Annotated in this window: 26 protein-coding genes; 20 read left to right on the forward strand and 6 right to left on the reverse strand. The window is 73.0% G+C overall.

Going from position 1 to position 25,082, the window contains the following annotated elements:
- Window positions 1-11: 11 nt before the first annotated feature.
- The 16 genes from hrcA (at window position 12) to era (ending at window position 15,017) form a co-directional block, all read left to right on the forward strand.
- The gene (hrcA, locus tag J5Y04_RS19320) at window positions 12-1,046 is read left to right on the forward strand and encodes a heat-inducible transcriptional repressor HrcA (protein WP_209413312.1); all 1,035 of its coding nucleotides are present in this window, start codon (window positions 12-14) and stop codon (window positions 1,044-1,046) included.
- A gap of 75 nt (window positions 1,047-1,121) precedes the next feature.
- Window positions 1,122-2,261 (forward strand): molecular chaperone DnaJ, encoded by a 1,140-nt coding sequence (dnaJ, locus tag J5Y04_RS19325; RefSeq protein WP_209413314.1) that lies wholly within the window; start codon window positions 1,122-1,124, stop codon window positions 2,259-2,261.
- Between the two features lie 98 nt (window positions 2,262-2,359).
- Window positions 2,360-3,109 carry a 16S rRNA (uracil(1498)-N(3))-methyltransferase gene (locus tag J5Y04_RS19330; protein ID WP_209413316.1) on the forward strand — a complete coding sequence of 250 codons (750 nt, stop codon included), beginning with the start codon at window positions 2,360-2,362 and terminating at the stop codon, window positions 3,107-3,109.
- Between the two features lie 110 nt (window positions 3,110-3,219).
- Window positions 3,220-6,486 (forward strand): PDZ domain-containing protein, encoded by a 3,267-nt coding sequence (locus J5Y04_RS19335; protein WP_374106055.1) that lies wholly within the window; start codon window positions 3,220-3,222, stop codon window positions 6,484-6,486.
- Between the two features lie 116 nt (window positions 6,487-6,602).
- Entirely contained in the window at window positions 6,603-7,286 is a 684-nt protein-coding gene (locus J5Y04_RS19340; RefSeq protein WP_209413317.1) for an RDD family protein, read from the forward strand.
- Window positions 7,287-7,353: 67 nt separating this feature from the next.
- Entirely contained in the window at window positions 7,354-7,707 is a 354-nt protein-coding gene (locus J5Y04_RS19345; protein WP_209413319.1) for a histidine triad nucleotide-binding protein, read from the forward strand.
- A 5-nt stretch (window positions 7,708-7,712) separates the two neighbouring features.
- Entirely contained in the window at window positions 7,713-8,636 is a 924-nt protein-coding gene (locus J5Y04_RS19350; RefSeq protein WP_148645210.1) for a ribonuclease Z, read from the forward strand.
- A 198-nt stretch (window positions 8,637-8,834) separates the two neighbouring features.
- On the forward strand, window positions 8,835-9,971 hold the full coding sequence (locus J5Y04_RS19355; protein ID WP_209413320.1) for a PhoH family protein: 1,137 nt from the start codon (window positions 8,835-8,837) through the stop codon (window positions 9,969-9,971).
- Between the two features lie 14 nt (window positions 9,972-9,985).
- Window positions 9,986-10,480, forward strand: coding sequence for an rRNA maturation RNase YbeY (gene ybeY / locus J5Y04_RS19360; protein ID WP_148645212.1), 495 nt, complete (start codon window positions 9,986-9,988; stop codon window positions 10,478-10,480).
- A gap of 19 nt (window positions 10,481-10,499) precedes the next feature.
- Window positions 10,500-11,825 (forward strand): hemolysin family protein, encoded by a 1,326-nt coding sequence (locus tag J5Y04_RS19365; protein ID WP_209413321.1) that lies wholly within the window; start codon window positions 10,500-10,502, stop codon window positions 11,823-11,825.
- Window positions 11,826-11,976: 151 nt separating this feature from the next.
- Window positions 11,977-12,213: a hypothetical protein gene (locus J5Y04_RS19370; protein WP_148645213.1), complete on the forward strand. Its 237-nt coding sequence runs from the start codon at window positions 11,977-11,979 to the stop codon at window positions 12,211-12,213.
- Window positions 12,214-12,225: 12 nt separating this feature from the next.
- Window positions 12,226-12,765: a DUF4383 domain-containing protein gene (locus tag J5Y04_RS19375; protein ID WP_209413323.1), complete on the forward strand. Its 540-nt coding sequence runs from the start codon at window positions 12,226-12,228 to the stop codon at window positions 12,763-12,765.
- Between the two features lie 150 nt (window positions 12,766-12,915).
- Window positions 12,916-13,347 (forward strand): nitroreductase/quinone reductase family protein, encoded by a 432-nt coding sequence (locus J5Y04_RS19380; RefSeq protein WP_209413324.1) that lies wholly within the window; start codon window positions 12,916-12,918, stop codon window positions 13,345-13,347.
- A 57-nt stretch (window positions 13,348-13,404) separates the two neighbouring features.
- Window positions 13,405-13,758, forward strand: a complete 354-nt coding sequence (locus tag J5Y04_RS19385; RefSeq protein ID WP_209413326.1) for a cytidine deaminase — start codon at window positions 13,405-13,407, stop codon at window positions 13,756-13,758.
- A gap of 106 nt (window positions 13,759-13,864) precedes the next feature.
- The gene (locus J5Y04_RS19390; protein ID WP_209413328.1) at window positions 13,865-14,026 is read left to right on the forward strand and encodes a hypothetical protein; all 162 of its coding nucleotides are present in this window, start codon (window positions 13,865-13,867) and stop codon (window positions 14,024-14,026) included.
- A 61-nt stretch (window positions 14,027-14,087) separates the two neighbouring features.
- A complete protein-coding gene (era, locus tag J5Y04_RS19395) occupies window positions 14,088-15,017 on the forward strand; it encodes a GTPase Era (RefSeq protein ID WP_209413330.1) in 930 nt (309 codons plus the stop codon).
- Between the two features lie 125 nt (window positions 15,018-15,142).
- Here era and J5Y04_RS19400 read toward each other — a convergent pair whose 3' ends face one another.
- Both J5Y04_RS19400 and J5Y04_RS19405 read right to left on the reverse strand, forming a co-directional pair.
- Entirely contained in the window at window positions 15,143-15,409 is a 267-nt protein-coding gene (locus J5Y04_RS19400; protein WP_148645218.1) for a protealysin inhibitor emfourin, read from the reverse strand.
- A 170-nt stretch (window positions 15,410-15,579) separates the two neighbouring features.
- Window positions 15,580-16,599: a M4 family metallopeptidase gene (locus J5Y04_RS19405; RefSeq protein WP_209413331.1), complete on the reverse strand. Its 1,020-nt coding sequence runs from the start codon at window positions 16,597-16,599 to the stop codon at window positions 15,580-15,582.
- A 333-nt stretch (window positions 16,600-16,932) separates the two neighbouring features.
- Here J5Y04_RS19405 and leuA point away from each other — a divergent pair, with 333 nt between their 5' ends.
- The 4 genes from leuA (at window position 16,933) to J5Y04_RS19425 (ending at window position 21,692) form a co-directional block, all read left to right on the forward strand.
- The gene (gene leuA, locus J5Y04_RS19410; RefSeq protein WP_209413332.1) at window positions 16,933-18,729 is read left to right on the forward strand and encodes a 2-isopropylmalate synthase; all 1,797 of its coding nucleotides are present in this window, start codon (window positions 16,933-16,935) and stop codon (window positions 18,727-18,729) included.
- Window positions 18,730-19,109: 380 nt separating this feature from the next.
- Window positions 19,110-19,682: a TerB family tellurite resistance protein gene (locus J5Y04_RS19415; RefSeq protein ID WP_245205062.1), complete on the forward strand. Its 573-nt coding sequence runs from the start codon at window positions 19,110-19,112 to the stop codon at window positions 19,680-19,682.
- 425 nt (window positions 19,683-20,107) lie between these two features.
- The gene (gene recO, locus J5Y04_RS19420; protein ID WP_148645222.1) at window positions 20,108-20,854 is read left to right on the forward strand and encodes a DNA repair protein RecO; all 747 of its coding nucleotides are present in this window, start codon (window positions 20,108-20,110) and stop codon (window positions 20,852-20,854) included.
- A gap of 4 nt (window positions 20,855-20,858) precedes the next feature.
- Complete coding sequence (locus J5Y04_RS19425) at window positions 20,859-21,692, forward strand: isoprenyl transferase (protein WP_209413334.1); 834 nt, start codon at window positions 20,859-20,861, stop codon at window positions 21,690-21,692.
- Window positions 21,693-21,767: 75 nt separating this feature from the next.
- On the opposite strand, the gene J5Y04_RS19430 is transcribed toward J5Y04_RS19425, so the two are convergent.
- From J5Y04_RS19430 to J5Y04_RS19445, 4 genes are read right to left on the reverse strand one after another with little or no spacing between them, the layout of a single operon-like run.
- Window positions 21,768-22,178 carry a Fur family transcriptional regulator gene (locus tag J5Y04_RS19430; RefSeq protein WP_148645224.1) on the reverse strand — a complete coding sequence of 137 codons (411 nt, stop codon included), beginning with the start codon at window positions 22,176-22,178 and terminating at the stop codon, window positions 21,768-21,770.
- Between the two features lie 35 nt (window positions 22,179-22,213).
- Window positions 22,214-23,134 carry a metal ABC transporter permease gene (locus J5Y04_RS19435; RefSeq protein WP_209413336.1) on the reverse strand — a complete coding sequence of 307 codons (921 nt, stop codon included), beginning with the start codon at window positions 23,132-23,134 and terminating at the stop codon, window positions 22,214-22,216.
- Window positions 23,131-23,898 (reverse strand): metal ABC transporter ATP-binding protein, encoded by a 768-nt coding sequence (locus J5Y04_RS19440; RefSeq protein WP_209413338.1) that lies wholly within the window; start codon window positions 23,896-23,898, stop codon window positions 23,131-23,133. The genes J5Y04_RS19435 and J5Y04_RS19440 overlap by 4 nt, the downstream gene beginning before the upstream one ends.
- Window positions 23,899-23,915: 17 nt before the next feature.
- Window positions 23,916-24,941, reverse strand: a complete 1,026-nt coding sequence (locus J5Y04_RS19445) for a metal ABC transporter substrate-binding protein (protein ID WP_209413340.1) — start codon at window positions 24,939-24,941, stop codon at window positions 23,916-23,918.
- Window positions 24,942-25,082: the final 141 nt, after the last annotated feature.

The following is a 25,082-nucleotide window of genomic DNA, read 5'->3' on the forward strand; positions in this document are numbered from 1 at the left end:
GTGCGTGCCCCATGGCCGGTGAGGTGCGCCAGCTCGACGACCGCAAGCTCGCGGTGCTTCGCGCGATCGTCCAGGACTACGTGGGCACCGAGGAGCCGGTCGGGTCCAAGGCCCTGGTGGAGCGGCACAGCCTCGGCGTGTCCCCGGCCACCGTCCGCAACGACATGGCGGCGCTGGAGGAGGAGGGCTACATCCACCAGCCGCACACCAGCGCCGGGCGGATCCCCACCGACAAGGGGTACCGCCTGTTCGTCGACCGGCTGGCCGAGGTCAAGCCGATGAGCGCGCCCGAGCGGCGGGCGATCCGGCACTTCCTGGACGGCGCGGTCGACCTGGACGACGTCGTCGCCCGCACGGTCCGGCTGCTCGCCCAGCTCACCCGGCAGGTCGCGGTGGTCCAGTACCCCTCGCTCTCCCGGTCCACCGTGCGCCACATCGAACTGGTGGCGCTCGCCCCGGCCAAGGTGATGCTGGTCCTGATCACCAACACCGGCCGGGTCGAGCAGCGGCTCGTGGACTGTCCGGGCACGGTCGGCGAGACCGTCCTGGCCGACCTGCGGGCCAAGGTCAACACGAGGGCCGCCGGGCAGCGCCTGCCCGACGTCCCCGGACTGCTGGAGGAACTGCCGTCCCAGTTCGAGGCGGCCGACCGGCCGACCGTCACCACCGTCCTGGCGACGCTCTTCGAGGCGCTCGCCGAGCAGAACGAGGAGCGGATCATGCTGGCCGGCACGGCCAACCTGACCCGCTTCGGGCACGACTTCCCGCTCACCATCCAGCCGGTGCTGGAGGCGCTGGAGGAGCAGGTCGTCCTGCTCCGCCTCCTGGGTGAGACGGCCGACGCCGGGATGACGGTCCGGATCGGCCGGGAGAACGCGTACGAAGGGCTCAATTCCACCTCGATCGTCTCCGTGGGCTACGGTTCGGGCGACGAGAGCGTGGCCAAACTGGGTGTGATCGGTCCGACCCGGATGGACTACCCGGGCACAATGGGGGCGGTGCGAGCGGTGGCACGGTACGTGGGCCAGATCCTGGCCGAGTCGTAGGAAAAGGCCGCCGTCGGAATTCCGGCGGTGGTTCCAGTCGCAGCACTTCTACAGGCGGAACAAGCGGAGCATTTGGTGGCCACGGACTACTACGCGGTACTCGGCGTCCGACGGGATGCGGGGCAGGACGAGATCAAGAAGGCGTTCCGGCGCCTGGCACGCGAACTGCACCCGGACGTCAACCCGGACCCGAAGACGCAGGAGCGGTTCAAGGAGATCAACGCCGCCTACGAGGTGCTCTCCGACCCGCAGAAGCGCCAGGTCTACGACCTCGGCGGCGACCCCCTGTCGCCGGGCGGCGGCGGGGCGGGCGGCTTCGGCGCAGGCGCGGCGGGCTTCGGCTTCTCCGACATCATGGACGCCTTCTTCGGCGCCGCCTCCGGCCAGCGCGGCCCGCGCTCCCGGACCAGGCGCGGCCAGGACGCCATGATCCGACTGGAGATCACCCTGGAGGAGGCCGCCTTCGGCACCACCAAGGAACTCCAGGTCGACACGGCCGTCACCTGCACCACGTGCAGCGGCGAGGGCGCCGCCCCCGGCACCTCCGCGCAGACCTGTGACATGTGCCGCGGCAAGGGCGAGGTCTCCCAGGTCACCCGGTCCTTCCTGGGCCAGGTCATGACCTCCCGCCCCTGCCCGCAGTGCCAGGGCTTCGGCACCGTCGTGCCGACCCCGTGCCCGGAGTGCGCCGGCGACGGTCGCGTCCGCGCCCGCCGCACCCTGACCGTCAAGATCCCGGCCGGTGTCGACAACGGCACCCGGATCCAGCTGGCCGGCGAGGGCGAGGTCGGCCCCGGCGGCGGACCCGCCGGCGACCTCTACGTCGAGATCGCCGAGACCACCCACACGGTGTTCCAGCGCCGCGGCGACGACCTGCACTGCACCGTCACCATTCCGATGACGGCCGCCTCGCTCGGCACCCAGGTGCCGCTGCAGACCCTGGACGGGCTGGAGGAGGTCGACATCCGGCCCGGCACCCAGTCCGGCCAGTCGATCCCGCTGCACGGCCGCGGCATCACCCACCTGCGCGGCGGCGGCCGGGGCGACCTGATAGTGCATGTCGAGGTGCAGACGCCCACCAAGCTCGACGCCGAGCAGGAGGAGCTGCTGCGCCGCCTGGCGGTGCTGCGCGGCGAGGAACGGCCCTCCGGCCAGTTCGCGCCGGGCCAGCAGGGGCTGTTCTCCCGGCTGAAGGACGCCTTCAACGGCCGCTGACCGCACCGGCGCCCGGTGATCCCCGACAGGGTCGCCGGGCGCCGTCGTTCCCTCCGCGGGCCCGCCCGGCCCCGGACCCCGATCTCCAGGACATCGCCATGACCGCGCCCGTGTTCGTCGTCGAGACCGCGCAGCTCGCCACCGCCGCCCCCGGCGCGGTGGTCCGGCTGGACGGCCCGGAGGGGCGGCACGCCGCCGCCGTGAAGCGGCTGCAGCCTGGGGAGGCGGTGACCCTCGCGGACGGGCTGGGGCTCGGCGTGGACGGCACGGTGACGGCGGTGCACGGCAAGGACGCCGTCGACGTGACGGTGGCCGCCGTCCGGCGGGAGCCCGGCCCGGCGCCGCGGATCGTCGTCGTCCAGGCGCTGCCCAAGGGCGACCGCGGCGAGCTGGCCGTGGAGACCATGACCGAGGTCGGCGTGGACGTGGTGATCCCCTGGGCCGCCTCCCGCTGCATCACCCAGTGGAAGGGCGATCGCGGCGCCAAGGCGCTCGCCAAGTGGCGGGCCACCGCCCGCGAGGCGGGCAAGCAGTCCCGCCGGCTGCGCTTCCCCGAGGTCCGCGAGCTGATGACCACCCGGCAGCTGGCGCCGGTCCTGGCCGGTGCCGCGCTCGCCGCGGTGCTGCACGAGGAGGGCGCCGAGCCGCTGGCCGCCGCCGCCCTGCCGGAGGCCGGGGACATCGTGCTGGTGGTCGGCCCCGAGGGCGGGGTCTCCCCGGACGAGCTGGCCGCCTTCGCCGAGGCCGGCGCCCGGCCGTACCGGCTCGGCCCCTCGGTGCTGCGCACCTCCACGGCGGGCGTGGCCGCCGGCGCCCTGCTGCTGGGCCGCACCGGCCGCTGGGCCTGAGCGAGCACCGGGGCGCGTGCGGCCCGGGCGCGCGGGGGTCGTCCCCCGCGCGGGGGCCGCTGTTGCGGAAAAGCCGGTGCATCGTGTGCGGACGTGCCTAGGCTGGCCGCGTGAGTGAAACCGTGAGCACCCCTGCCGGCGCCTACCTGCGCCACCCGCACCTCCACGGTGACCTGGTCACCTTCGTGGCCGAGGACGACGTCTGGCTCGCCCCGCTCGACGGCGGCCGGGCCTGGCGGCTGACGGCCGATCACGTCCCGGTCCGCAGACCGCGGTTCTCCCCGGACGGGCGGCACATCGCCTTCACCTCCACCCGCGACGGCGCGCCCGAGGTGCACCTCGCGCCGGTGGACGGCGGCCCGTCCCGGCGGCTGACGTACTGGGGCAGCGACCAGACCCGGCTCCAGGGCTGGACGACCGACGGCCGCCCGATCGCCACCACCACCGCGGGCGAGGCCACCCTGCGCCGCACCTGGGCGTACGCCGTGCCGCTGGACGGCGGCGGACCGGACCGGCTGCCGTACGGGCCGGTCGGGGGCCTGGCGTTCGAGCCGGACGGCGACCGGGTGCTGCTCGTCTCGGCGAACAACCGGGACCCTGCCTGGTGGAAGCGGTACCGGGGCGGCCAGGCCGGCAAGCTCTGGATCGGCCGCGACGAGTTCGTCCGCGTCCACGAGGACCTCGACGGACAGCTCGACTCCCCGCTCTGGGTGGGCGGGGCCGGCGGTTCCCGCATCGCCTTCCTCTCGGACCACGAGGGCGTCGGCGAGCTGTACTCCAGCCTCCCGGACGGCAGCGGGCTGCGCCGTCACACCACCTCGCCGGAGGGCTTCTACGCCCGCAACGCCGCCACCGACGGCACCCGGGTGGTCTGGCACCGGGCCGGCGACCTCTGGCTGCTGGACGGCCTGGACGACCCGGACGACCCGGGGACCGCCGGGCCGCGCCGGCTGGACGTCCGGCTGGCCGGGCCGCGGGCCGGGCGACGCCCCCGCCCGGTGCCGGCCGCGCACTGGCTGGAGGGCGCCGCCCCCGACCGCACCGGCCGGGCCGGCGCCGTCGTGGTCCGCGGCACCGTGCACTGGCTGACCCACCGGGAGGGCCCGGCCCGGGTGCTGGACGAGACGCCCGGCGTGCGCGGCCGGCTGGCCCGGGTGGTGCCGGGCGACGACGGCGGCCAGGGCGTGCTCTGGGTGACCGACGCCGAGGGCGAGGACGCGCTGGAGTACGCCCCGGCCGTGCTGGGCGCCGAGCGCCGCCGGCTGGCCGGCGGGCGGCTCGGCCGGGTCCGCGGCCTGCTGGTCTCGCCGGACGGCAAGCAGGCGGCGGTCGGTTCACACGACGGCCGGGTGCTGCTGGTCACGCTCGCCGACGGGGCCGTGCACGAGCTGGCCCGCAGCACCGACGGCGAGGTCAGCGGGCTGGCGTTCAGCCCGGACTCGGCCTGGCTGGCCTGGTCGCAGCCGGCGGCGGGCCTGGGCGCCTTCTCGCTGCGGCAGATCGTGCTGGCCAACCTGGCCACCAGGACGGTCAGCGAGGTCACCCCGCAGCGGTTCTTCGACAGCTCGCCGGCGTTCACCGCGGACGGCAAGCACCTGGCGTTCCTCTCGGTGCGCAACTTCGACCCGGTCTACGACTCGCACGTCTTCGACCTGTCGTTCCCCAACGGCTGCCGCCCGTACCTGATCACGCTGGCCGCCGACACGCCGTCCCCGTTCGGGCCGCAGCGGGCGGGCCGGCCGGTCGGCGGCGAGGAGGACGAGCCGCGGGGCAAGAAGGCGGACGGCGACGAGGGCGCCCCCGACGCGCCGCCAGCCACCCGGGTCGACCTGGACGGCATCGCCGACCGGATCATCCCCTTCCCGGTCGAGGGCGGCCGGTTCGGCCTGCTGAGGGCGGCCAAGGACGGCGTGCTCTGGACGAGGGTCCCGCTGATCGGCGAGCTCGGGGACGAGGCGGCCTCCCTGGAGGACGAGCGCCCGCGCCCGGCCCTGGAGCGGTTCGACTTCCGCAAGCGCCGCGCCGAGCAGCTGGTCGACGGCCTGGACGGGTTCGCGGTCAGCGGCGACGGCACCCGGCTGGCCGTCCTCGACGAGGGCGGGCTGCGGATCGTCCCCGCCGACCACAAGGCGGCCGGTGAGGACGACGAGATCGACGTCGACCTCGCCAGGCTGCGGGTCACCGTCGACCCCGCGGCCGAGTGGCGGCAGATGTACGACGAGAACGGCCGCCTGATGCGCGACAACTTCTGGCGCCCCGACCTCGGCGGCATCGACTGGGCCGGCGTGCTGGAGCGCTACCGGCCGCTGGTGGAGCGGCTCGGTTCCAAGGACGACCTGGTGGACCTGCTCTGGGAGGTGCACGGCGAGCTGGGCGCCTCGCACGCCTATGTCATCCCGCACGGCGTCCACACCGAGGCGGCCCGCCGGCAGGGCAAGCTCGGCGCCGACCTGGTCAAGGACGGCGACGTCTGGCGGATCGCCCGGATCCTGCCCGGCGAGTCGTCCGACCCGCGGGCCCGCTCGCCGCTGGCCGCACCGGGCGCCGCCGTCCGCCCGGGCGACGCGCTCCTGGCCGTCAACGGCCGCCCGGTCGACCCGGTCACCGGCCCGGCGCCGCTGCTGGCCGGCACGGCCGGGCAGCCGGTCGAGCTGACCGTGGCCGGCAAGGACGGCACCGACCAGCGCCACCCGGTGGTCGTCCCGCTGGCCGACGACGAGCCGCTGCGCTACCACGACTGGGTGGCCGGGCGCCGGGCCGCCGTCCGCGAGCTGTCCGGCGGCCGGCTCGGCTACCTGCACGTCCCCGACATGCAGGTGGCCGGCTGGGCGCAGATCCACCGCGACCTGCGGTCGGAGATGGCGAAGGAGGGCGTGATCGTCGACATCCGGGAGAACCGCGGCGGCCACACCTCGCAGCTGGTGATCGAGAAGCTGGCCCGCCGGATCGTCGGCTGGGACGTCGCCCGGGACATCGCCAGCCCGGTGCCGTACCCCGGCGACGCCCCCCGCGGCCCGGTGGTGGCGCTGGCCAACGAGTACTCCGGCTCGGACGGCGACATCGTCAACGCCGCGATCCAGGCGCTGAAGATCGGCCCGGTGGTCGGCACCCGGACGTGGGGCGGGGTGATCGGCATCGACAGCCGGTACAGCCTGGTCGACGGCACCCTGGTGACCCAGCCCAAGTACGCCTTCTGGCTGGAGGGTTACGGCTGGGGCGTGGAGAACCACGGCGTCGACCCGGACGTGGAGGTGCCGATCGCGCCGCACCAGTACGCGGCGGGGGAGGACCCGCAGCTCGCCGAGGGCGTCCGGATCGCGTTGGAGGCCCTGGCCGGGACCCCGGCCAAGATCGCGCCGCCGCTGCCCTGGGAGTAGCCGCGGCCGGGCGGACGGGGTCACGGAGCGGGAAGTCGGACGGGCCGACTTCCCGCTCCGGGCGGTGAGTAGGATGCGGGGCTGTTCTTGATCACCGCATTCACGGGGGCACGGAAATGGCGCAGGGATACCCACCGGGTTCGTACGGGCAGCAGCAGTACGGTCAGCAGCCGCCGTACGGCCAGAACCCGTACGGCCAGAACCCCTACGGCGGGCAGCCGTACCCGCCGCACCCGGGCGGGCCCCAGTACCAGCAGGCCCCGCAGCACCAGCAGCCGTACCCGCAGCAGCAGTACGGGCAGCAGCCGCAGCCGCACCCGTACGCCGCCCCGGTGCCGAAGCCCAAGGAGGCGAGCGGCTTCCGGCGCTACCCCGCCATCCTCATCGACTGCGCGCTCGCCGTCGTCCTGGGCTTCGTCGCCGCCAACGCGGCGAGCCACCCGAAGCAGACCGCCCACGCGGCCGGGCACGCGGCCCACGCGACCGGCCCGGCGGTGCCCTACTTCGTGGCGCTGCTGCTGGTCGGTCTCGGCGTCTCCTTCGTCAACCAGGTGCTGCTCGCCCGCATCGCCGGCTTCAGCGTGGGCAAGGGGGTCATGGCCTTGCGGGTGATCCGCAAGAAGGACGTCAGCCGTCCGCACACCTGGCGGCTGACCAAGCGCTGGATGATCGGCTTCGTCATCCTCGCGGTCTCCCTGATCACCGAGGACTTCGAGGACGAGGGCGAGGTCTTCGCGGTCCGGGTGGTCCGCTGGAAGCACCTGCAGGAGTACCAGCAGGCGACCGGGCGGCTCGGCTAGCATGCGGCCGTACGCCCCGACCGACACCGTGCGTCAGAACACCGTGCGACACCGCGAGGAGACCCCCATGGCCGGCGAGCCGCAGCCCGACTGCCTGTTCTGCAAGATCGTGGCCGGCGAGATCCCGGCCACCGTGGTGCGCAAGACCGAGCGCACCCTGGCCTTCCGGGACATCGCCCCGAAGGCGCCCACCCACGTCCTGGTGATCCCGCACGTCCACTACCCGAACGCCGCCGAACTGGCCGCCGCCGAGCCGGAGATCGCCGGAGAGCTGCTGGCGGAGGCCGGCCGGGTCGCCGAGGACGAGGGCATCGAGGACTACCGGCTGATCTTCAACACCGGGGCCGGCGCGGGCCAGACCATCTTCCACGCCCACGTGCACGTGCTCGGCGGGATCCCGATGACCGAGCGCATGGTCTGACCGGCGTGTCCCAGCGCGAACTCGTCGTCCTCGGCACCGCCAGCCAGGTACCGACCCGGCACCGCAACCACAACGGTTACCTGCTGCGCTGGGACGGCGAGGGCCTGCTGTTCGACCCCGGCGAGGGCACCCAGCGCCAGATGCTGCACGCCGGGGTCTCGGCCACCCAGATCACCCGGATCGCCGTCACGCACTTCCACGGCGACCACAGCCTGGGGCTCGCCGGGGTCATCCAGCGGATCAACCTGGACCGCGTCCCGCAACCGGTGGACGTCTACTTCCCGGCCTCCGGCGAGGTCTACTTCGAGCGGCTGCGGTACGCCACCGCCTACCACGAGACGGCCGTGCTGCGCCCCCGGCCGATCGACGAGCCCGGCCCGCTGCCGGTCCCCGGCGCCCGGTTCGCGCTGGACGCCGTCCGGCTGTCGCACCCGGTGGAGTCCTTCGGCTACCGGCTCACCGAGCCGGACGGCCGCCGGCTGGTGCCCGAGCGGCTCGCCGCCCTCGGCATCACCGGCCCCGACGTCGGCCGGCTCCAGCACCGGGGCGCGATCGAGGTGGACGGCCGGCGCGTCACCCTGGACCAGGTCAGCGAACCGCGGATCGGCCAGCGGTTCGCCTTCGTGATGGACACCCGGATCTGCGAGGGCGTCCACGAACTCGCCGAGGGCGCCGACCTGCTGGTCATCGAGTCGACCTTCACCGACGCCGACGCCCGGCTCGCCGAGGACCACGGTCACCTGACCGCCGGACAGGCCGCCAAGGTCGCCGCCGAGGCCGGCGCGCAGACCCTGGTGCTGACCCACTTCTCGCAGCGCTACCCGGACCTCGGCCAGCACCTCGCCGACGCCCGCAAGCACTTCGACGGCACCGTGGTCCTTGCCGAGGACCTCGCCAGGGTGCCCGTCCCGCCGCGGCGCCGGCCGTGACCGGACGCGGCGCGGCGGCGGGCGGCCCGTGAGCGGCGCGGAAAACCGCTCGCGCAGCCCCGCGATCTGCCGGAGCATCGTCGGGTGCGGCCCCGCCGCCCGCCGCGGCGATCACGTGCGCGGCGTACCCTGGTGCCCCGGAGAGACCGAGCGGCCCACGAGACACGGATGGGATGAGGCAGGCCCCAGCGCCGACCTATGAGTGACACATCGCAGACCCGTACCGACGGACAGTCGCGCCCCGAGCCGGCGGACGACGGCCGCACCAGCGCCCGGATCGTCATCCCCGAGAAGCACCCGATGGTCACCCTGCTCGGCACCGCGGACTCGCTGCTCCGGGTGATCGAGCGGGGCTTCCCCGCCGCCGACATCCACGTCCGCGGCAACGAGGTGACCGCCACCGGGGAGCGCGCCGAGGTGGCCCTCGTCCGGCAGCTCTTCAACGAGATGATGCTGGTGCTGCGCACCGGCCAACCCCTGACGGAGGACTCCGTGGAGCGCTCCATCGCCATGCTCCGGAGCGCCGTGGACGACCCGGACAGCCCGGCGCCGTCCCAGGTGTTCACCGCGAACATCCTGTCCAACCGGGGCCGCACCATCCGCCCCAAGACCCTCAACCAGCAGCGCTACGTCGACGCGATCGACAAGCACACGATCGTCTTCGGCCTCGGCCCGGCCGGCACCGGCAAGACCTACCTCGCGATGGCCAAGGCCGTCCAGGCCCTCCAGGCCAAGGAGGTCAACCGGATCATCCTGACCCGTCCGGCCGTCGAGGCGGGGGAGCGGCTGGGCTTCCTGCCCGGCACCCTCTACGAGAAGATCGACCCGTACCTGCGCCCGCTGTACGACGCGCTGCACGACATGATGGACCCGGACTCCATCCCGCGCCTGATGGCGGCCGGCACCATCGAGGTCGCCCCGCTCGCCTACATGCGCGGCCGCACCCTCAACGACGCCTTCATCATCCTCGACGAGGCCCAGAACACCTCGCCCGAGCAGATGAAGATGTTCCTCACCCGCCTCGGGTTCAACTCCCGGGTGGTCGTCACCGGCGACACCAGCCAGATCGACCTGCCCGGCGGCACCCGCAGCGGACTCAAGGTCGTCCAGGAGATCCTGGCCGACGTGCCCGACATCCACTTCTCCGTCCTCACCAGCACCGACGTGGTCCGCCACAAGCTGGTCGGCCGGATCGTGGACGCGTACGAGCGCTGGGACGCCCGCCAGGAGGCCGAGGACGGCGCTCCGCAGGCCCCCCGCAAGCCCTCCCAGCGGCGCCCCGGCAAGCCGGCCGCACCGCGCGCACCCCGCCAGTCCCATCGCACCGAAAGCTGAGTAACCAGCCCGTCATGTCGATCGACATCGCCAACGAGTCCGGTTGGGACGCCGACGAGGAAGCCATCCTCGACGTCGCCCGCTACGCACTGGAGAAGATGCGGATCCACCCGCAGTCCGAACTGTCCGTGATCCTGGTGGACGGCGCGGCGATGGAGGAGCTGCACATCCAGTGGATGGACCTCCCGGGCCCCACCGACGTGATGTCCTTCCCCATGGACGAGCTGCGCCCGGGCAAGGAGGGCGAGGAGCTGCCGCAGGGCCTGCTCGGCGACATCGTGCTCTGCCCCGAGGTCGCCGAGCAGCAGGGCAAGGCGGCCCCGTCGAAGCACTCGATGGACGAGGAGCTCCAGCTGCTCACCGTCCACGGCGTGCTGCACGTGCTCGGCTACGACCACGAGGAGCCGGACGAGGAGGAGGAGATGTTCGGCCTCCAGAAGGCGATCCTCGACGGCTGGCGGGCCGGTCGTGGCCTGGGCGGCATCTCGCCGGCCCCCACCACCCACTGAGCGCGGAGCCCGAACCCCTGTGAGTGGTGAGAGTACGAGCTTCATCCTCGGTGCCGTGCTGCTCGTCGTCCTCGGCTGGCTGGCCGCGTGCGCCGAGGCGGGCATCTCCCGCGTCTCCAAGTTCCGTGCGGAGGAGGCCGTCCGGGCCGGTCGGCGCGGCTCGGCCCGGCTGCTGACCCTGGCCTCCGACCCGATCCGCTACCTCAACCTGGCCACCCTGATCAGGGTGGCCAGCGAGATGGCGGCGGCCGTCCTGGTCACCGTGGTCTGCGTGCGGAACCTGGAGACCACCTGGCAGGCCGTGCTGCTGGCGTTCGGCGTGATGGTGCTGGTCTCCTTCGTGGCGGTCGGCGTCTCGCCGCGCACGATCGGCCGCCAGCACCCGCTGACCACCGTCACCGCGGCCTCCTTCGTGCTGCTGCCGCTGGCCCGGATCCTCGGCCCGATCCCGCGGCTGCTGATCCTGCTCGGCAACGCCCTGACCCCCGGCAAGGGGTACAAGGAGGGCCCGTTCGCCTCCGAGGCGGAGCTGCGCTCCCTGGTCGACCTCGCCGAGAAGAACGACGTGATCGAGGACGAGGAGCGCCGGATGGTGCACTCCGTCTTCGAACTCGGCGACACCATCGTCCGCGAGGTGATGGTGCCGCGCACCGACCTGGTGATGATCGAGCGGCACAAGACCGTCCGCCAGGCGCTCACCCTGGCGCTGCGCTCCGGCTTCTCGCGGATCCCGGTGGTCGGCGACAACGAGGACGACGTGGTCGGCATCGTCTACCTCAAGGACCTCGTCCGCCGCACCCACATCAACCGGGAGGCCGAGTCGGAGGAGGTCGGCAGCGTGATGCGCCCGGCCGTCTTCGTCCCCGACTCCAAGCCGGCCGGCGACCTGCTGCGCGAGATGCAGCAGCGCCGCTCGCACGTCGCGATCGTGATCGACGAGTACGGCGGCACCGCCGGGCTGGTCACCATCGAGGACGTCCTGGAGGAGATCGTCGGCGAGATCACCGACGAGTACGACCGGGAGATCGCGCCGGTCGAGGACCTCGGTGACGGCTCGTACCGGATCACCGCCCGGCTGCTGGTCGAGGACCTCGGCGAGCTGTTCGGGATAGAGCTGGAGGACGAGGACGTCGAGACCGTCGGCGGCCTGCTCGCCAAGCACCTCGGGCGGGTGCCGATCCCCGGCTCGTCGTGCGAGATCCCGCTCCCCGAGGAGGCGGTCACCGACCTGACCGCGATCCGCCTCACCGCGGAGAGCTCGGCCGGGCGCCGCAACCGGATCGGCTCGATGGTCGCGATCCCCGTCCGCCGGGCGTCCGAGGCCGCCGCGGAGGCCGGCGAGTAGCATCCGGAGCCCCCTGCCCCGCCCCGTTGGGGCGGGGCAGGGGGCTCTTTGTCACCGCTCCGGAGTCCATTGGCGCGGGCTGCGGGGACGGTGTCCGGGCAACGGCCCGGCTGAGGTTGCCGGGGCGGGGAGAGGCTTGGACGATGAAGGCATGACTCATCTACTGCGCGCGGAGTACGGCCCGCAGGGGACCGCGGGAGGGGTGAAGGTCTGGCACGTGGTGCGGGACGGCGATCCCGCCACGGCCCTGTGCGGCCGCACCATGCCGGACGACGCCGACACCCGGCCGGAGCAGGAGTGGGGGACCGGGCTCCGGTGCTGCCAGCAGTGCGGCTCGCTGTACATGCACGAGGTGCCGCACATGCAAGGAAGCCACCCCTACAGCTAGGCGGAGGTCGCCATGAAGCTGCAAGACGAACTGCCCGTCGACCACAAGCTCGTCACGGTCTGGCGGATCGGGGCGGGGCTCGGGGGTGTCTTCCTGATCGTGTTCGGCTGCCTCGGGCTGGCGGACCACTCGGGCTTCCTCTCCACCCACGGCAGCAACGTCGCCGGGCTGTCCACCAACGGGGCGCTGAGCATCCTCTCGATCGTGGCGGGCGCGATCCTCGTCGTCGGCGCCGTGGTCGGAGGGAACTTCGCCGCCAACCTGAACATGGTGGTCGGGGTGCTGTTCGTGCTCTCCGGCTTCTACGGACTCACGGTGCTCGGCCGGCCGGACGCCAACATCCTGAACTTCCGGATGGCCAACGTGCTGTTCGCCTTCCTCTTCGGGGTGGTGCTCACCACGTTCGGGATGTACGGCAGGGTCAGCAGCCACCTGCCGCACGACAACCCGTACTGGCGTGACCGCGCGGCGCGTGAGGAGCCGCTGCCGTCCGGTCCCAAGACCTTCGTCAAGATCATGCGTCCCGGGCCTCCGAACCCGATCGGACACTGAGCCCGCGCGGCTCCTCCCCCCTCCCCGCAAGGCGACCGCCCCGCGGCGGCCCGGCTTCCCGGACCGCCTGCGGGGCGGTTCGCGCGCGGCTAGCCTGACGGCAGGGCCCGGGGCACCGGAGCACCGGGCGGCAGGGGAGGGGAGACGGCGATGGCCGGAACGGACGAGCGGGTGGCGCAGAACCGTGAGGTGATCGAGGAGTTCCGGGCCCGGGGCGGCGTGGTCGGCGGCCGGTTCGAGGGTCTGCCGCTGCTGTTGCTGACGACCACCGGGGCCCGCAGCGGCGAGCCGCGGGTCTCGCCGCTGGCGTACCTGGCGGACGGCGGGCGCTGGGTGGTGTTCGGGGCCAACGGCGGGCGCACCGACCACCCGGGCTGGTACCACAACGTGCTGGCGGAGCCGGCCGTGCGGGTCGAGGTCGGGGGCGAGGCGTTCGCCGCGGTGGCGCGCCCGTTGGCGGACGGCGAGGAGCGCGACCGGCTCTGGGCGACGCAGACCGGGGCGCTGCCGGTGCTGGAGCAGCTGGCCGGCCGGACCGGGCGGACGGTCCCGGTGGTCGTGCTGGAGCGCGTGGACGGCTGAGGAGCCCTGCCGGGGCGGTCTCATTCCCGGCGGCACGGCGCGCCTATGCTCCTGGGCATGAGTGACATCGTCGAGCTCGACCCCGAAGACAAGAAGATCATCACCCTGGCCCGCTCCGCCCGCGCCCGCAACGGCGTCCCGGAGGGGGCCGCGGTGCGTGACGAGACCGGGCGCACCTACGTGGCCGGGACGGTCGCGCTGGAGTCGCTGCGGCTCAGCGCGCTGCAGACGGCGGTGGCGATGGCGGTGGCCAGCGGTGCGAAGTCGCTGGAGGCGGCGGCCGTGGTGAGCGAGGCCGGCGAGCCCGCCGAGGCCGACCTGGCCGCGGTGCGGGACCTCGGCGGGGCCGGGACGCCGGTGCTGCTGGCCGGGCCGGACGGGGCGCTGAAGGTGGCGGCCGAGGCCCGCTGAGCGGCCCGGCGGGCGGAGCGCCCGGGGTGGAAACCCCGGGCGCTCCGCCGTCTGCGTTCGGCAGATAATCTCACCGGGAGTGGGTCGCGGTGAGGGGGCTGGGGAGATGGGGCCGTACGCGTTCTTCGCGGGGCTGCTGCTGGGCGTGATGGGGATGGGCAAGTGGCAGGAGACCGGCTCGCCGTTCTGGCTCTGGGGCTCGGTGGCCTTCCTGCTGCTGGTGCTGATCATGGGTTTGACGTCGCTCGGGGGAGGCGACAAGGGCTGAGCGGAGGCCGTTCGGGCGGCCGCGTCCGTCGCGCTCCCGGTGATCAGGGAGAATGGACCGCATGAGTGCCCCTTCCTCCTCGTACCGCTCCGGCTTCGCGTGCTTCGTCGGCCGGCCCAACGCGGGCAAGTCGACCCTGACCAACGCCCTGGTGGGGACGAAGGTCGCGATCACCTCCGACCGTCCGCAGACCACCCGGCACACCGTGCGCGGCATCGTGCACCGCCCGGACGCCCAGCTCGTCCTGGTCGACACCCCCGGTCTGCACAAGCCGCGCACCCTGCTCGGCGAGCGCCTCAACGACCTGGTCCGCTCCACCTGGGCCGAGGTCGACGTGATCGGCTTCTGCCTGCCCGCCGACCAGAAGCTCGGCCCCGGCGACAAGTTCATCGCCAAGGAACTTGCCGAGATCAAGAAGACCCCCAAGGTGGCCATCGTCACCAAGACCGACCTGGTCGACTCCAAGCGGCTCGCCGAGCAGCTGATCGCCATCCAGCAGCTCGGCGTCGAGCTGGGCATCGAGTGGGCCGAGATCATCCCGGTCTCGGCGGTCGGCGACAAGCAGGTGGACCTGGTCGCCGAGCTGATCACCAAGCTGCTCCCGGAGGGCATGCCGCTCTACCCGGACGGCGACCTCACCGACGAGCCCGAGCAGATCATGGTCGCCGAGCTGATCCGCGAGGCGGCGCTGGAGGGCGTCCGGGACGAGCTTCCGCACTCGCTGGCCGTCGTGGTCGAGGAGATGATCCCGCGCGAGGGCCGCCCGGCGGACCGCCCGCTGCTGGACATCCACGCCAACGTCTACATCGAGCGGCAGAGCCAGAAGGCCATCGTGATCGGCGCCAAGGGCTCCCGGCTCAAGCACGTCGGCACCACCGCCCGCAAGCACATCGAGGCGCTGCTCGGCACCCCGGTCTACCTGGACCTGCACGTCAAGGTCGCCAAGGACTGGCAGCGGGACCCGAAGCAGCTGCGCAAGCTGGGCTTCTGACCCTGCGGGACCCGGCAGAGGGGCCCGTCCGGACGATCGCGTCCGGGCGGGCCCTCGCCGTTCGGCCGGTCGTCCCGTCCGGCGGCCGAGGGTCCGGGGTGTTGCGCGGGGCGGGCCTGGAGGGCCTACGCGCCCTCGCGCAGCACCAGCGAGACCAGCTCCCGCTGGGAGTCGGTGAGCTTGGGGTCGGCGCAGTGCACCGTCCGGCCGTCGACCGTGATCTCGTAGTGGAAGCCGTCCGGCACCCCGTACGAGGGCGACCGGAGCCCGCCCGCGACGGCCTCGCGGGCGAGCGCGTGGACGTGCGGGGCGTCCACCCGCTCGGTGGTGTCGAGCTCCGCGCGGCGGACGAGCCCCGCGAGGCCGCCGGTCCGGGTCACCTGGATACGCATGGTGTCCATGGTGCTACGCAGGGATGGTTGTTTGCCGGGCTTTTTCCGGACCTTGACCTTTGCGGGCCTTAAGCCCGGCTGAACCCGGGCTCAACCGGGGCCGCGGACCCCGGCCGGGCACGGCGGTGCCGTGCCCGGCGCCCGGGGTCAGGCGGTGCCGGTGCCCGGGGTCAGGCCGTGCTGACGCCGACCTGCGCCCAGGCCGCCGTGACCGTGTCGGCGACCGTGGTCTGTGGGTAGCGGTCCCCGGCGGCCGCGACGGTGGCCCGGGCGAACGCGGGGAAGTCGGCGTCGGCGGCCAGCCGCCGGCCGGTCAGCGCGTCGTACCAGATCCGCCCGGCCCGCTCCCAGGCCGGGCCGCCGAGTGCGGTGGCCAGCAGGTAGAAGGCGTGGTTGGGGATGCCGGAGTTGATGTGCACGCCGCCGTTGTCCTGGGCGGTGTGCACGTAGTCGCGCAGGTGGGCCGGTTGCGGGTCCTTGCCGAGCCGGGGGTCGTCGTACGCGGTGCCGGGCGCCTTCATCGAGCGCAGCGCCACCCCCTGCACGCCGGGGGCGAGCAGCCCGGCGCCGATCAGCCAGTCCGCGTCGGCGGCGTCCTGACGGAGCGCGTACTGCTTGACGAGCGAGCCGAAGACGTCGGAGACGGACTCGTTGAGCGCGCCGGACTGGCCGCGGTACTCCAGTCCGGCGGTGAACTGGGTGACGCCGTGGGTGAGTTCGTGGCCGATGACGTCGACGCAGGCGGTGAAGTCGCCGAACACCTCGCCGTCGCCGTCCCCGAAGACCATCCGCTGGCCGTCCCAGAAGGCGTTGTCGTAGTGCAGGCCGTAGTGCACGGTGGCGTCCAGGCGCAGGCCCTGGTCGTCGATCGAGCGGCGCCCGTACGCGTCGGCGAAGAGCGCGAAGGTGGCACCGAGGCCGTCGTAGGCGTGGTTGACGGACTGGTCCCGGACGGGCGCCTGGCCCTCCCGGCGGACGGTGCGGCCGGGCACCCGTTCGGTGTGGCCGGCGTCGCCGATCACCCGGTCCAGGCGGGCGGAGCCGGGCTGGGCGGGGGCGGCGGTGAGGCGGGCCGTGCGGTGCACGGCGTCCAGAGCGAGGGAGCGGGCGGCGGGCTCGTGACCGTCCTCGGCGAGGCGGTCCAGGACGTAGGGCGGGACGATCGTGCACAACGGCGCGGCGGCAGTCATGTGGCCTAGGGTGAGGCTTCGGTGACCACTTGTCACTGGCATGGACAGAACCGGCGGCGTCTCAAGGGGTGGAATGTCCGCCCGGCTCACTTCGGGGGCGCGCGGCCTTCGGTTACGCTGGAGCACATCATGCGCAACGGGCTGCTTCTTCTTAGCTGCCGCGTCGAGGGCCTGTAGTCCACCAAGGGCCGGCTCCCTCGCCGCGGGGACTGTGCTGTGCGCGTAGGAATCGGGCGACCCGATGAGGGGTCGTGAGCGGCAGCAGGCCGGCCAGTCGGGTGTCCACCTCGCCCCGACAAGCCTCGCATCCACAGGAAGCCGAGAGTCACCTCCATGACCGAGCAGAGCTCCGCCGTGTCCATCCCCGCCGCCCGCGCGTTCGTCGACCGTCCGACCCCGATCACCGCCGCGACCGTGCGCCAGCAGCCCGCGGGCATGCGCCACGACCGCTACCTGCCGTTCGGCGCCGTCGAGCTGCCGGACCGCACCTGGCCCTCGAAGGTGATCACCAAGGCGCCGCGCTGGCTGTCCACCGACCTGCGGGACGGCAACCAGGCGCTGATCGACCCGATGTCGCCGGCCCGCAAGCGCAAGATGTTCGACCTGCTGGTCACGATGGGCTACAAGGAGATCGAGGTCGGCTTCCCGTCCTCCGGGGCCACCGACCACGCCTTCGTGCGGTCGCTGATCGAGGAGGGGGCGATCCCCGAGGACGTCACCATCTCGGTGCTGACCCAGGCCCGCGAGGAGCTGATCGAGAAGACCGTCGAGTCGCTGGTCGGCGCCCCGCGCGCGACCGTCCACCTGTACAACGCGACGGCGCCGCTGTTCCGCCGGGTGGTGTTCCGCAACGACAAGGCGGCCACCAAGGCGATCGCCACCGACGGCACCCGGCTGGTGATGGAGTATGCGGAGAAGCTGCTGGGCGACGACACCGTCTTCGGCTACCAGTACTCTCCGGAGATCTTCGTCGACACCGAGCTGGACTTCGCGCTGGAGGTCTGCGAGGCGGTCATGGACGTCTGGCAGCCGGGCGAGGGCCGCGAGATCATCCTGAACCTGCCGGCCACCATCGAGCGGGCCACCCCGAACGTCCAGGCCGACCAGTTCGAGTGGATGTCCCGCAACCTGTCGCGCCGCGAGTACGTCTGCCTGTCGGTGCACCCGCACAACGACCGCGGCACCGCCGTCGCCTCCGCCGAGCTGGCCTACATGGCCGGCGCCGACCGGATCGAGGGCTGCCTGTTCGGCCAGGGCGAGCGGACCGGCAACGTCGACCTGGTCACCCTGGGCATGAACCTGTTCTCGCAGGGCGTCGACCCGCAGATCGACTTCTCCGACATCGACGAGGTCCGCCGCACCGCCGAGTACTGCAACCAGATGGAGGTGCACCCGCGCCACCCGTACGCCGGCGACCTGGTGTACACCTCCTTCTCCGGCTCGCACCAGGACGCGATCAAGAAGGGCTTCGACGCCCTGGAGGCCGACGCGAAGGCGGCCGGGGTGCCGGTGGACGAGCACACGTGGGGCGTGCCGTACCTGCCGATCGACCCGAAGGACGTCGGCCGCACGTACGAGGCCGTGATCCGGGTCAACAGCCAGTCCGGCAAGGGCGGTGTCGCGTACGTCCTGAAGAACGACCACAAGCTGGACCTGCCGCGCCGGATGCAGATCGAGTTCTCCCGGATCATCCAGGCCAAGACCGACGCCGAGGGCGGCGAGGTCACCCCGGCCGCGATCTGGGCGGTCTTCCAGGACGAGTACCTGCCGACCACCGACAACCCGTGGGGCCGGATCTCGCTGGCCGGCTCGCGCAGCCTGACCACCGAGGACGGCCGCGACGCGCTGACCGCCGAGGCCGTGGTCGACGGCGTACCGGTCACCCTGGCCGGTACCGGCAACGGCCCGGTGTCCGCCTTCGCCGACGCGCTGGCCCGGATCGGCGTGGACGTCCGGGTGCTGGACTACGCCGAGCACGCGCTGAGCGAGGGCGGTGACGCCCAGGCCGCCGCGTACGTCGAGTGCGCCGTGGACGGCAAGGTGCTGTGGGGCGTCGGGATCGACGGCAACACCGTGCTGGCCTCGCTGAAGGCGATGATCAGCGCCGTCAACCGCCTGCAGCGCGGGTAGTTCGTACGGGTGGAAGTCGTCGGGCCGTCCTCCGGGGCGGCCCGGCGGCGTTCGCGGCGCCCGCGGGCGGCGAGGGCGTGCGCACTGTGTCCTGCGCCACATTTTTTCGGGTTCCGGGCCGTTCGGGGTACTGACACGTGCCGGTAACCATGGCAACATCGACGCACCGGAAAGCCGGGTCGGTGGGACGGCCTCGGTGTCCGGTCGCGTGACCTGCCCATAGTTGTGCAGGCCGCCTGCCATGTCTGGGGAGTGGCGCCGTGACAGGGTTGTGGGGTGTTCGCCCGCGGTGGCGGACTGACGTTCTCGGTGACTTCTTCTGCCCGGGCTGTGGCGGAGACCGCAACTACCGCCGGCAGCACGGCCGGCGGTGGCTGCGGTTGCTCGGCACCCCGTTACTGCCGCTCGGTCCGGTCCTCGGCAGCGTGCAGTGCACCACCTGCCACGGCCGGTACGGGGTGGAGAGCCTGGAACAGCCCACCTGCGTCCGCCTCGGCTCGATGCTGCGCGACGCCCGGTACACCGTCGCACTGGCCGTGCTGGCCGCCGGCGGCACCGCGCACCGGGCGGCCCGCGAGGCGGCCTGCGCGGCCGTCCGGGACGCCGGCTTCGAGGACTGCGGCGAGGCCCAGGTGCTGGCCGCACTGGCCGCGCTCTCCGGCCTCGGCGGCGAGCTCTACGACGCCCACGAAGTCGGGGCGCCTCCCGGCCGGGGGCTGGGGGAGGCCGGCGGCCTGGCCGTGGAGCTGCACGCGGTCCTCGAACCGCTCGCCCCGCACCTCGCCCACCAGGGCCGGGAGCTGCTGCTGCTGCAGGGCGCGGCGATCGCGCTCGCCGACGGGCGCTACCTGCCGCAGGAGCGCGAGGTGCTGGCCGCGGTCGGGCGCTGCCTGGACCTGCCGCAGGCCACGGTCGGGGCGCTGCTGGAGGCGGCGACCCGCGCCTCCCGCTAGACCCGGCCCAGACCCAGACCTAGAGCCGGCCCCAGCCCCCGGACCTCCCCGCCGTCCCGGTTCCACCCTCGAAGACCCCCACAAAACGGGCCCGACCCCCCTCTCGGGCCCGCCGTGACCCGCACCCCTCGGGGCACGCCCCCCAACGGGCCCTGGTGCGGGCCACACGGCTGCCGCCGTTCCTGCGCGACAATGGTGGGATGTCCACACTGTTCGACGCCCGCCCGCCCGTCTCCGGCCCCGAGGTGGGCTGTATGAGCGAGGTGGGCACATGAGTGAGCGGAGCGAGCGAGTCGTCGGCAGGCGCGTGTGGGCGAATGCCCCTGCCGAGCGCAGCGAGGTGGGCGCATGAGTGAGCGGAGCGAGCGAGTCGTCGGCAGGTGCGTGTGGGCGAATGCCCCTGCCGAGCGCAGCGAGGTGGGCGCATGAGTCTGTTCCGGGACGACGGCGTGGTGCTCCGGGCGCAGAAGCTCGGCGAGGCCGACCGGATCATCACCCTGCTCACCCGCCAGCACGGCAAGGTCCGTGCGGTGGCGCGCGGGGTGCGCAAGACCAAGTCCAAGTTCGGCGCCCGGCTGGAGCCGTTCTCGCACGTGGACGTGCAGTTCTTCAGCCGCGGCAGCGACCTGGTCGGCCGCGGCCTGCCGCTCTGCACCCAGGTGGAGACGATCGCGCCGTACGGCGGCCCGATCGTCGCCGACTACGGCCGCTACACCGCCGGGACGGCCATGCTGGAGACGGCGGAACGCTTCGCCGAGAACGAGGGCGAGCCGGCCGTCCAGCAGTACCTGCTGCTGGTCGGCGGCCTGCGCACGCTGGCCGCCGGGCTGCACGAGTCGCACCTGGTGCTGGACGCCTTCCTGCTCCGCTCGCTGGCGGTCAACGGGTACGGCGCGAGCTTCACCGACTGCGCCAAGTGCGGACTGGAGGGCCCCAACCGGTTCTTCTCGCTCCAGGCGGGCGGTGTGCTCTGCGGGGACTGCCGAGTGCCCGGATGTGCCGTACCCTCCCCTGAGACACTGGTACTGCTCGGGGCGCTGCTGTCAGGGGACTGGCAGACGGCCGACACCTGCGAGCCGAGGTACTGGCGGGAGGGCAGCGGCCTGGTCGCGGCCTATCTGCAGTGGCACCTGGAGCGGGGCATCCGCTCGATGAGATACGTGGAGAAGTGAGCACATGGCAGCGCGACGGCTCTTCGGCGGCGGCAAGCAGCGGGAGTACCTCCCCCCGACCCCGCACCCCAGCGGTGCCGAGCCGCCGAAGATCCCCGGTGAGCTGGTCCCCGGCCACGTCGCGATCGTGATGGACGGCAACGGCCGCTGGGCCAAGGAGCGCGGGCTGCCGCGCACCGAGGGCCACAAGGTCGGCGAGTCCGTGGTGCTGGACGTCCTCAAGGGCGCGATCGAGCTCGGCGTGAAGAACATCTCGCTGTACGCGTTCTCCACCGAGAACTGGAAGCGCTCGCCCGACGAGGTGAAGTTCCTGATGAACTTCAACCGGGACGTCATCCGCCGCCGCCGTGACGAGATGGACGCGATGGGCGTGCGGATCCGCTGGGCCGGCCGGATGCCCAAGCTCTGGAAGAGCGTCGTCCAGGAGCTCCAGGTCGCCGAGGAGCAGACCAAGGACAACGACGCCGTCACGCTCTACATGTGCGTCAACTACGGCGGCCGGGCCGAGATCGCGGACGCCACGGCGGCCATCGCGGCCGACGTCGCCGCGGGCCGACTGGACCCGAAGAAGGTCACCGAGAAGACCATCGCCAAGTACCTGTACCACCCGGACATGCCGGACGTGGACCTCTTCCTGCGCCCGAGCGGCGAGCAGCGGACGTCCAACTTCCTGCTCTGGCAGTCCGCGTACGCCGAGTTCGTGTTCCAGGACGTGCTCTGGCCGGACTTCGACCGCCGGGACCTCTGGCGGGCCTGCGAGCAGTACGCGATGCGCGACCGGCGCTTCGGCGGGGCGATCCCGAACGAGGTGGCGCCGGAGGTGCCCGCGCAGCGCTGAGCCGGCGCCCGCCGTGCCGGCGGTACGCCGGAGGGCCCGTGGGACGCGTCCCACGGGCCCTCCGGCGTTCGGCGCTCAGGACTTCTTGGCGCACTCCGCGCAGGTGCCGAAGATCTCCAGGGTGTGCGCGATGTCGCTGAAGCCGTGCTCGGCGGCGACCGAGTTGGCCCAGCGCTCGACGGCCGGCCCCTCGACCTCGACGGTGGCCCCGCAGTGCCGGCAGACCAGGTGGTGGTGGTGCCCGCTGCTGCAACGGCGGTAGACCGCCTCGCCGTCGGCGGTGCGCAGCACGTCCACCTCGCCCGCGTCGGCGAGCGACTGCAGGGTGCGGTAGACCGTGGTCAGGCCCACCGAGTCACCCCGGTGCTTGAGCATGTCGTGGAGCTCCTGCGCGCTGCGGAAGTCCTCGATCTCGTCCAGGGCTGCCGAGACGGCGGCACGCTGCCGGGTCGATCGGGCGCGCGGCGACGGGCCTGCGGTGGTCACCGTGGGTCCTCCTGGGTGTGTGGGCGTCTCGCACCTCATTGTGCCAGCCCCGCACCGCGCTCCGGAGAGGTTGCGTCGGCCGGGCTCTGCCCGGGCAGTTGGACGTCGCAGACCCGGGGTCCGGACTCGCCCGCCGCCCGGTGCCGGCGGCGGGCCAGCGGGGCGGCGACCGCGCTGAAGACCGCGAAGACGGCGATGGCGAGCAGCACGATGGCCGGGCCGGAGGGGACGTCCAGGTGGTACGAGCCGGTGACGCCGGCCAGGGCGACCACCACGCCGAGCCCGATGGAGGCGGCCTGGGTGGCGGCGAAGGAGCGGGTGAGCTGCTGGGCGGCGACCACCGGGACCACCATCAGCGCGCTGACCAGCAGCAGGCCGACGACCCGCATGGCGACGGTGACGGTGACCGCGGCCATCACGGCGAGCAGCAGGTTGAGGAAGCGCACCGGCAGGCCGGTGACCCGGGCGAAGTCCTCGTCCTGGCAGATCGCGAAGAGCTGGCGGCGCAGGCCGACGGTGACGGCGATCACCAGGGCGCCGAGGATCCCGATGGTGGTGAGGTCGGCCGGGGTGACGGTCAGGATGGAGCCCCAGAGGTAGGACTCCAGCGAGCCGGCGCCGGCCTGGGCGGACTTCGAGACCAGCAGCTTTCCGCAGGCCATGCCGCCGTAGAAGAGCATGGCGAGCGCGATGTCGCCGCGCTGGTTGCCGCGCGAGCGGACCAGTTCCATGGCGACGGCGCCGAGGACGCAGACCAGCACGGCCATCCAGACCGGGCTGGTGTCGAAGATGAAGCCGAGGCCCACGCCGGTCATCGCGACGTGGCCCATGCCGTCGCCCATCAGCGCCTGGCGCCGCTGGACGAGGTAGATGCCGACGGCGGGCGCGGTGATGCCGACCAGGACGGCGGCGAGCAGCGCCCGCTGCATGAAGTCGTACTGGAGCATCTCGGTCATGCCAGCAGTCCCTGGGTGTGGTGGAGGTCCTCGTGCGGGTGGACGTGGTCGTGCCCGGGGAGCGCGTGCAGCCCGGTGTTGGGGACGGGCGGGCCGTCGTGGGCGACGCAGCCGTCGCGGAGCACCACCGCACGGTCGATCAGCGGCTCCAGCGGCCCGAGTTCGTGCAGCACCAGCAGGACGGCGGCGCCGCGCGCGACCTCGGCGCGCAGGGTGTCGGCGAGCACCTGCTGGCTGGCGGCGTCCACCCCGGCCATCGGCTCGTCCATGATCAGCAGGTCGGGGGAGCCGACCAGGGCGCGGGCGATCAGCACCCGCTGCTGCTGCCCGCCGGAGAGGTCCGCGACGCCGTCCCCGGCCCGGTCCAGCATGCCGACGGCGGCCAGCGCGCCGTCCACCGCCGCGCGGTCCTTGCGGCGGAACGGCAGCAGGCCGTGCTGCGGCAGCCGCCCGGTGGAGACCACCTCGCGGACGGTGGCCGGGACGCCGGAGGCGGCGGTGGTGCGCTGCGGGACGTACCCGATCCGGTGCCAGGCGCGGAACTTGGCGAACGGCGTGCCGAACAGCTCAAGGCCGCCCTGGTCCAGCGGCACGGCGCCGGTCACGGCCTTGACGGTGGTGGACTTGCCGGAGCCGTTGGCGCCGAGCAGCGCGACGACCTCACCGGGGTTCACCGTGAGGTCGACGCCGCGCAGCACCGGCCGGCCGCCGCGGGAGGCGACGGCGTCGTGGAGGCGGACGGCCGGGGGTGTCGGGTGTGCCATGAGGTGCTGTCGTCCCGTCAGCTGGTGGTCGCGGGGGTGGACGCGGCCGGGGTGGTGGCGGCGGCCGCGGGGGTGCTCGCGGGAGTGCCTGCGGGGGTGGTCGCGCCGAGGGCGGCCTGGAGGTTGGCGAGGTTGCGCCTCATCACCGTCAGGTAGTCGTCCTTGGAGCTGTCCTTGACGCCCTCCAGCGGGTCCAGGACGGCGGTCTTGAGGCCGAGGTCCTTGGCGACGGTCTCGGCGAGCTTGGGGCTGACCAGGGTCTCGAAGAAGACCGTGGTGACGCCGTGCTCCTTGGCGGCCTTCTGGACCTCGGCGAGGCGGGCCGGCGTGGGCTCGGACTCCGGGTCGACGCCGTTGATGGCGACCTGGGTGAGGCCGTAGTGCTCGGCGAGGTAGCCGAAGGCGGCGTGGCTGGTGACGAACGTCCGGGTCCCGGCGTCCTTCAGGCCGTCCCGGAACTCCTGGTCCAGGGCGGTGAGCCTGTTGACCAGGTCGTCGGTGTTCTTCCGGTAGTCGGCCGCGTGCTCCGGGTCGGCCTTGGCGAACCCGTCGCCGACGCTCCTGGCGACCGCCGCGTACCGGGTGGGGTCGAGCCAGAGGTGCGGGTCGCCGGCGGCCTCGGCGTGGTCGTGGCCGTCGCCCTCGGAGTGGCCCTCGCCGAGGTGGTGGTCGACCAGCGGGCTGGCGGCGGTGGCGTCGATCACGTGCTTGGCGCCGGAGTCGGCGACGGCCTTGTCCACGGTGGGCTGGAGGCCCTTGAGGTAGACGACCGCGCCGGCCTTCTTGACGTTCGCGACCTGCTTGGCGGTGAGCTCCAGGTCGTGCGGCTCGACGCCGGCCGCGGTGAGGTCGGTGACCTTGACGTGCTCGCCGCCGATCTGCGAGGCGAGGTACTCCATCGGGTAGAAGGAGGCGACGACGTCCAGCTTGCCGCCGGAGCCCTTGGCGCTGCTGTCCCCGCCACAGGCGGTGAGGAGGAGGGTGGCGGACAGGGCCGTGGCGGTCAGGGCTATGGCGGTGCGGGAGGGTCGTCGGATCATCATGACAACCATTCTCAGGTTAGATGGAAATGATTGTCAAATCACTCGGACGGGTGAACAAGGGGTGACGACGAGTGGGAGGAGCCGGGGGATTCCGATGGGCGGGGGAGCACGGGCAATACCGATTTGAACCCCGTACCCGTA

The organism is Kitasatospora sp. RG8, from assembly GCF_017813315.1.
In the GTDB taxonomy this organism is placed as follows: Bacteria; Actinomycetota; Actinomycetes; order Streptomycetales; family Streptomycetaceae; genus Kitasatospora.

What these genes read in the sequence shown, in the direction of transcription:
- J5Y04_RS19385 (WP_209413326.1), top strand. Translation starts at nt 13,405, where the DNA reads ATGAGTGACATCGTCGAGCTCGACCCCGAAGACAAGAAGATCATCACC.
- J5Y04_RS19340 (WP_209413317.1), top strand. Translation starts at nt 6,603, where the DNA reads ATGGCGCAGGGATACCCACCGGGTTCGTACGGGCAGCAGCAGTACGGT.
- J5Y04_RS19435 (WP_209413336.1), bottom strand. Translation starts at nt 23,134, where the DNA reads ATGACCGAGATGCTCCAGTACGACTTCATGCAGCGGGCGCTGCTCGCC.
- J5Y04_RS19330 (WP_209413316.1), top strand. Translation starts at nt 2,360, where the DNA reads ATGACCGCGCCCGTGTTCGTCGTCGAGACCGCGCAGCTCGCCACCGCC.
- J5Y04_RS19380 (WP_209413324.1), top strand. Translation starts at nt 12,916, where the DNA reads ATGGCCGGAACGGACGAGCGGGTGGCGCAGAACCGTGAGGTGATCGAG.
- J5Y04_RS19405 (WP_209413331.1), bottom strand. Translation starts at nt 16,599, where the DNA reads ATGACTGCCGCCGCGCCGTTGTGCACGATCGTCCCGCCCTACGTCCTG.
- era (WP_209413330.1), top strand. Translation starts at nt 14,088, where the DNA reads ATGAGTGCCCCTTCCTCCTCGTACCGCTCCGGCTTCGCGTGCTTCGTC.
- J5Y04_RS19440 (WP_209413338.1), bottom strand. Translation starts at nt 23,898, where the DNA reads ATGGCACACCCGACACCCCCGGCCGTCCGCCTCCACGACGCCGTCGCC.
- J5Y04_RS19370 (WP_148645213.1), top strand. Translation starts at nt 11,977, where the DNA reads ATGACTCATCTACTGCGCGCGGAGTACGGCCCGCAGGGGACCGCGGGA.
- J5Y04_RS19355 (WP_209413320.1), top strand. Translation starts at nt 8,835, where the DNA reads ATGAGTGACACATCGCAGACCCGTACCGACGGACAGTCGCGCCCCGAG.
- J5Y04_RS19345 (WP_209413319.1), top strand. Translation starts at nt 7,354, where the DNA reads ATGGCCGGCGAGCCGCAGCCCGACTGCCTGTTCTGCAAGATCGTGGCC.
- J5Y04_RS19400 (WP_148645218.1), bottom strand. Translation starts at nt 15,409, where the DNA reads ATGCGTATCCAGGTGACCCGGACCGGCGGCCTCGCGGGGCTCGTCCGC.
- J5Y04_RS19445 (WP_209413340.1), bottom strand. Translation starts at nt 24,941, where the DNA reads ATGATGATCCGACGACCCTCCCGCACCGCCATAGCCCTGACCGCCACG.
- hrcA (WP_209413312.1), top strand. Translation starts at nt 12, where the DNA reads ATGGCCGGTGAGGTGCGCCAGCTCGACGACCGCAAGCTCGCGGTGCTT.
- J5Y04_RS19390 (WP_209413328.1), top strand. Translation starts at nt 13,865, where the DNA reads ATGGGGCCGTACGCGTTCTTCGCGGGGCTGCTGCTGGGCGTGATGGGG.
- ybeY (WP_148645212.1), top strand. Translation starts at nt 9,986, where the DNA reads ATGTCGATCGACATCGCCAACGAGTCCGGTTGGGACGCCGACGAGGAA.
- leuA (WP_209413332.1), top strand. Translation starts at nt 16,933, where the DNA reads ATGACCGAGCAGAGCTCCGCCGTGTCCATCCCCGCCGCCCGCGCGTTC.
- J5Y04_RS19375 (WP_209413323.1), top strand. Translation starts at nt 12,226, where the DNA reads ATGAAGCTGCAAGACGAACTGCCCGTCGACCACAAGCTCGTCACGGTC.
- recO (WP_148645222.1), top strand. Translation starts at nt 20,108, where the DNA reads ATGAGTCTGTTCCGGGACGACGGCGTGGTGCTCCGGGCGCAGAAGCTC.
- J5Y04_RS19425 (WP_209413334.1), top strand. Translation starts at nt 20,859, where the DNA reads ATGGCAGCGCGACGGCTCTTCGGCGGCGGCAAGCAGCGGGAGTACCTC.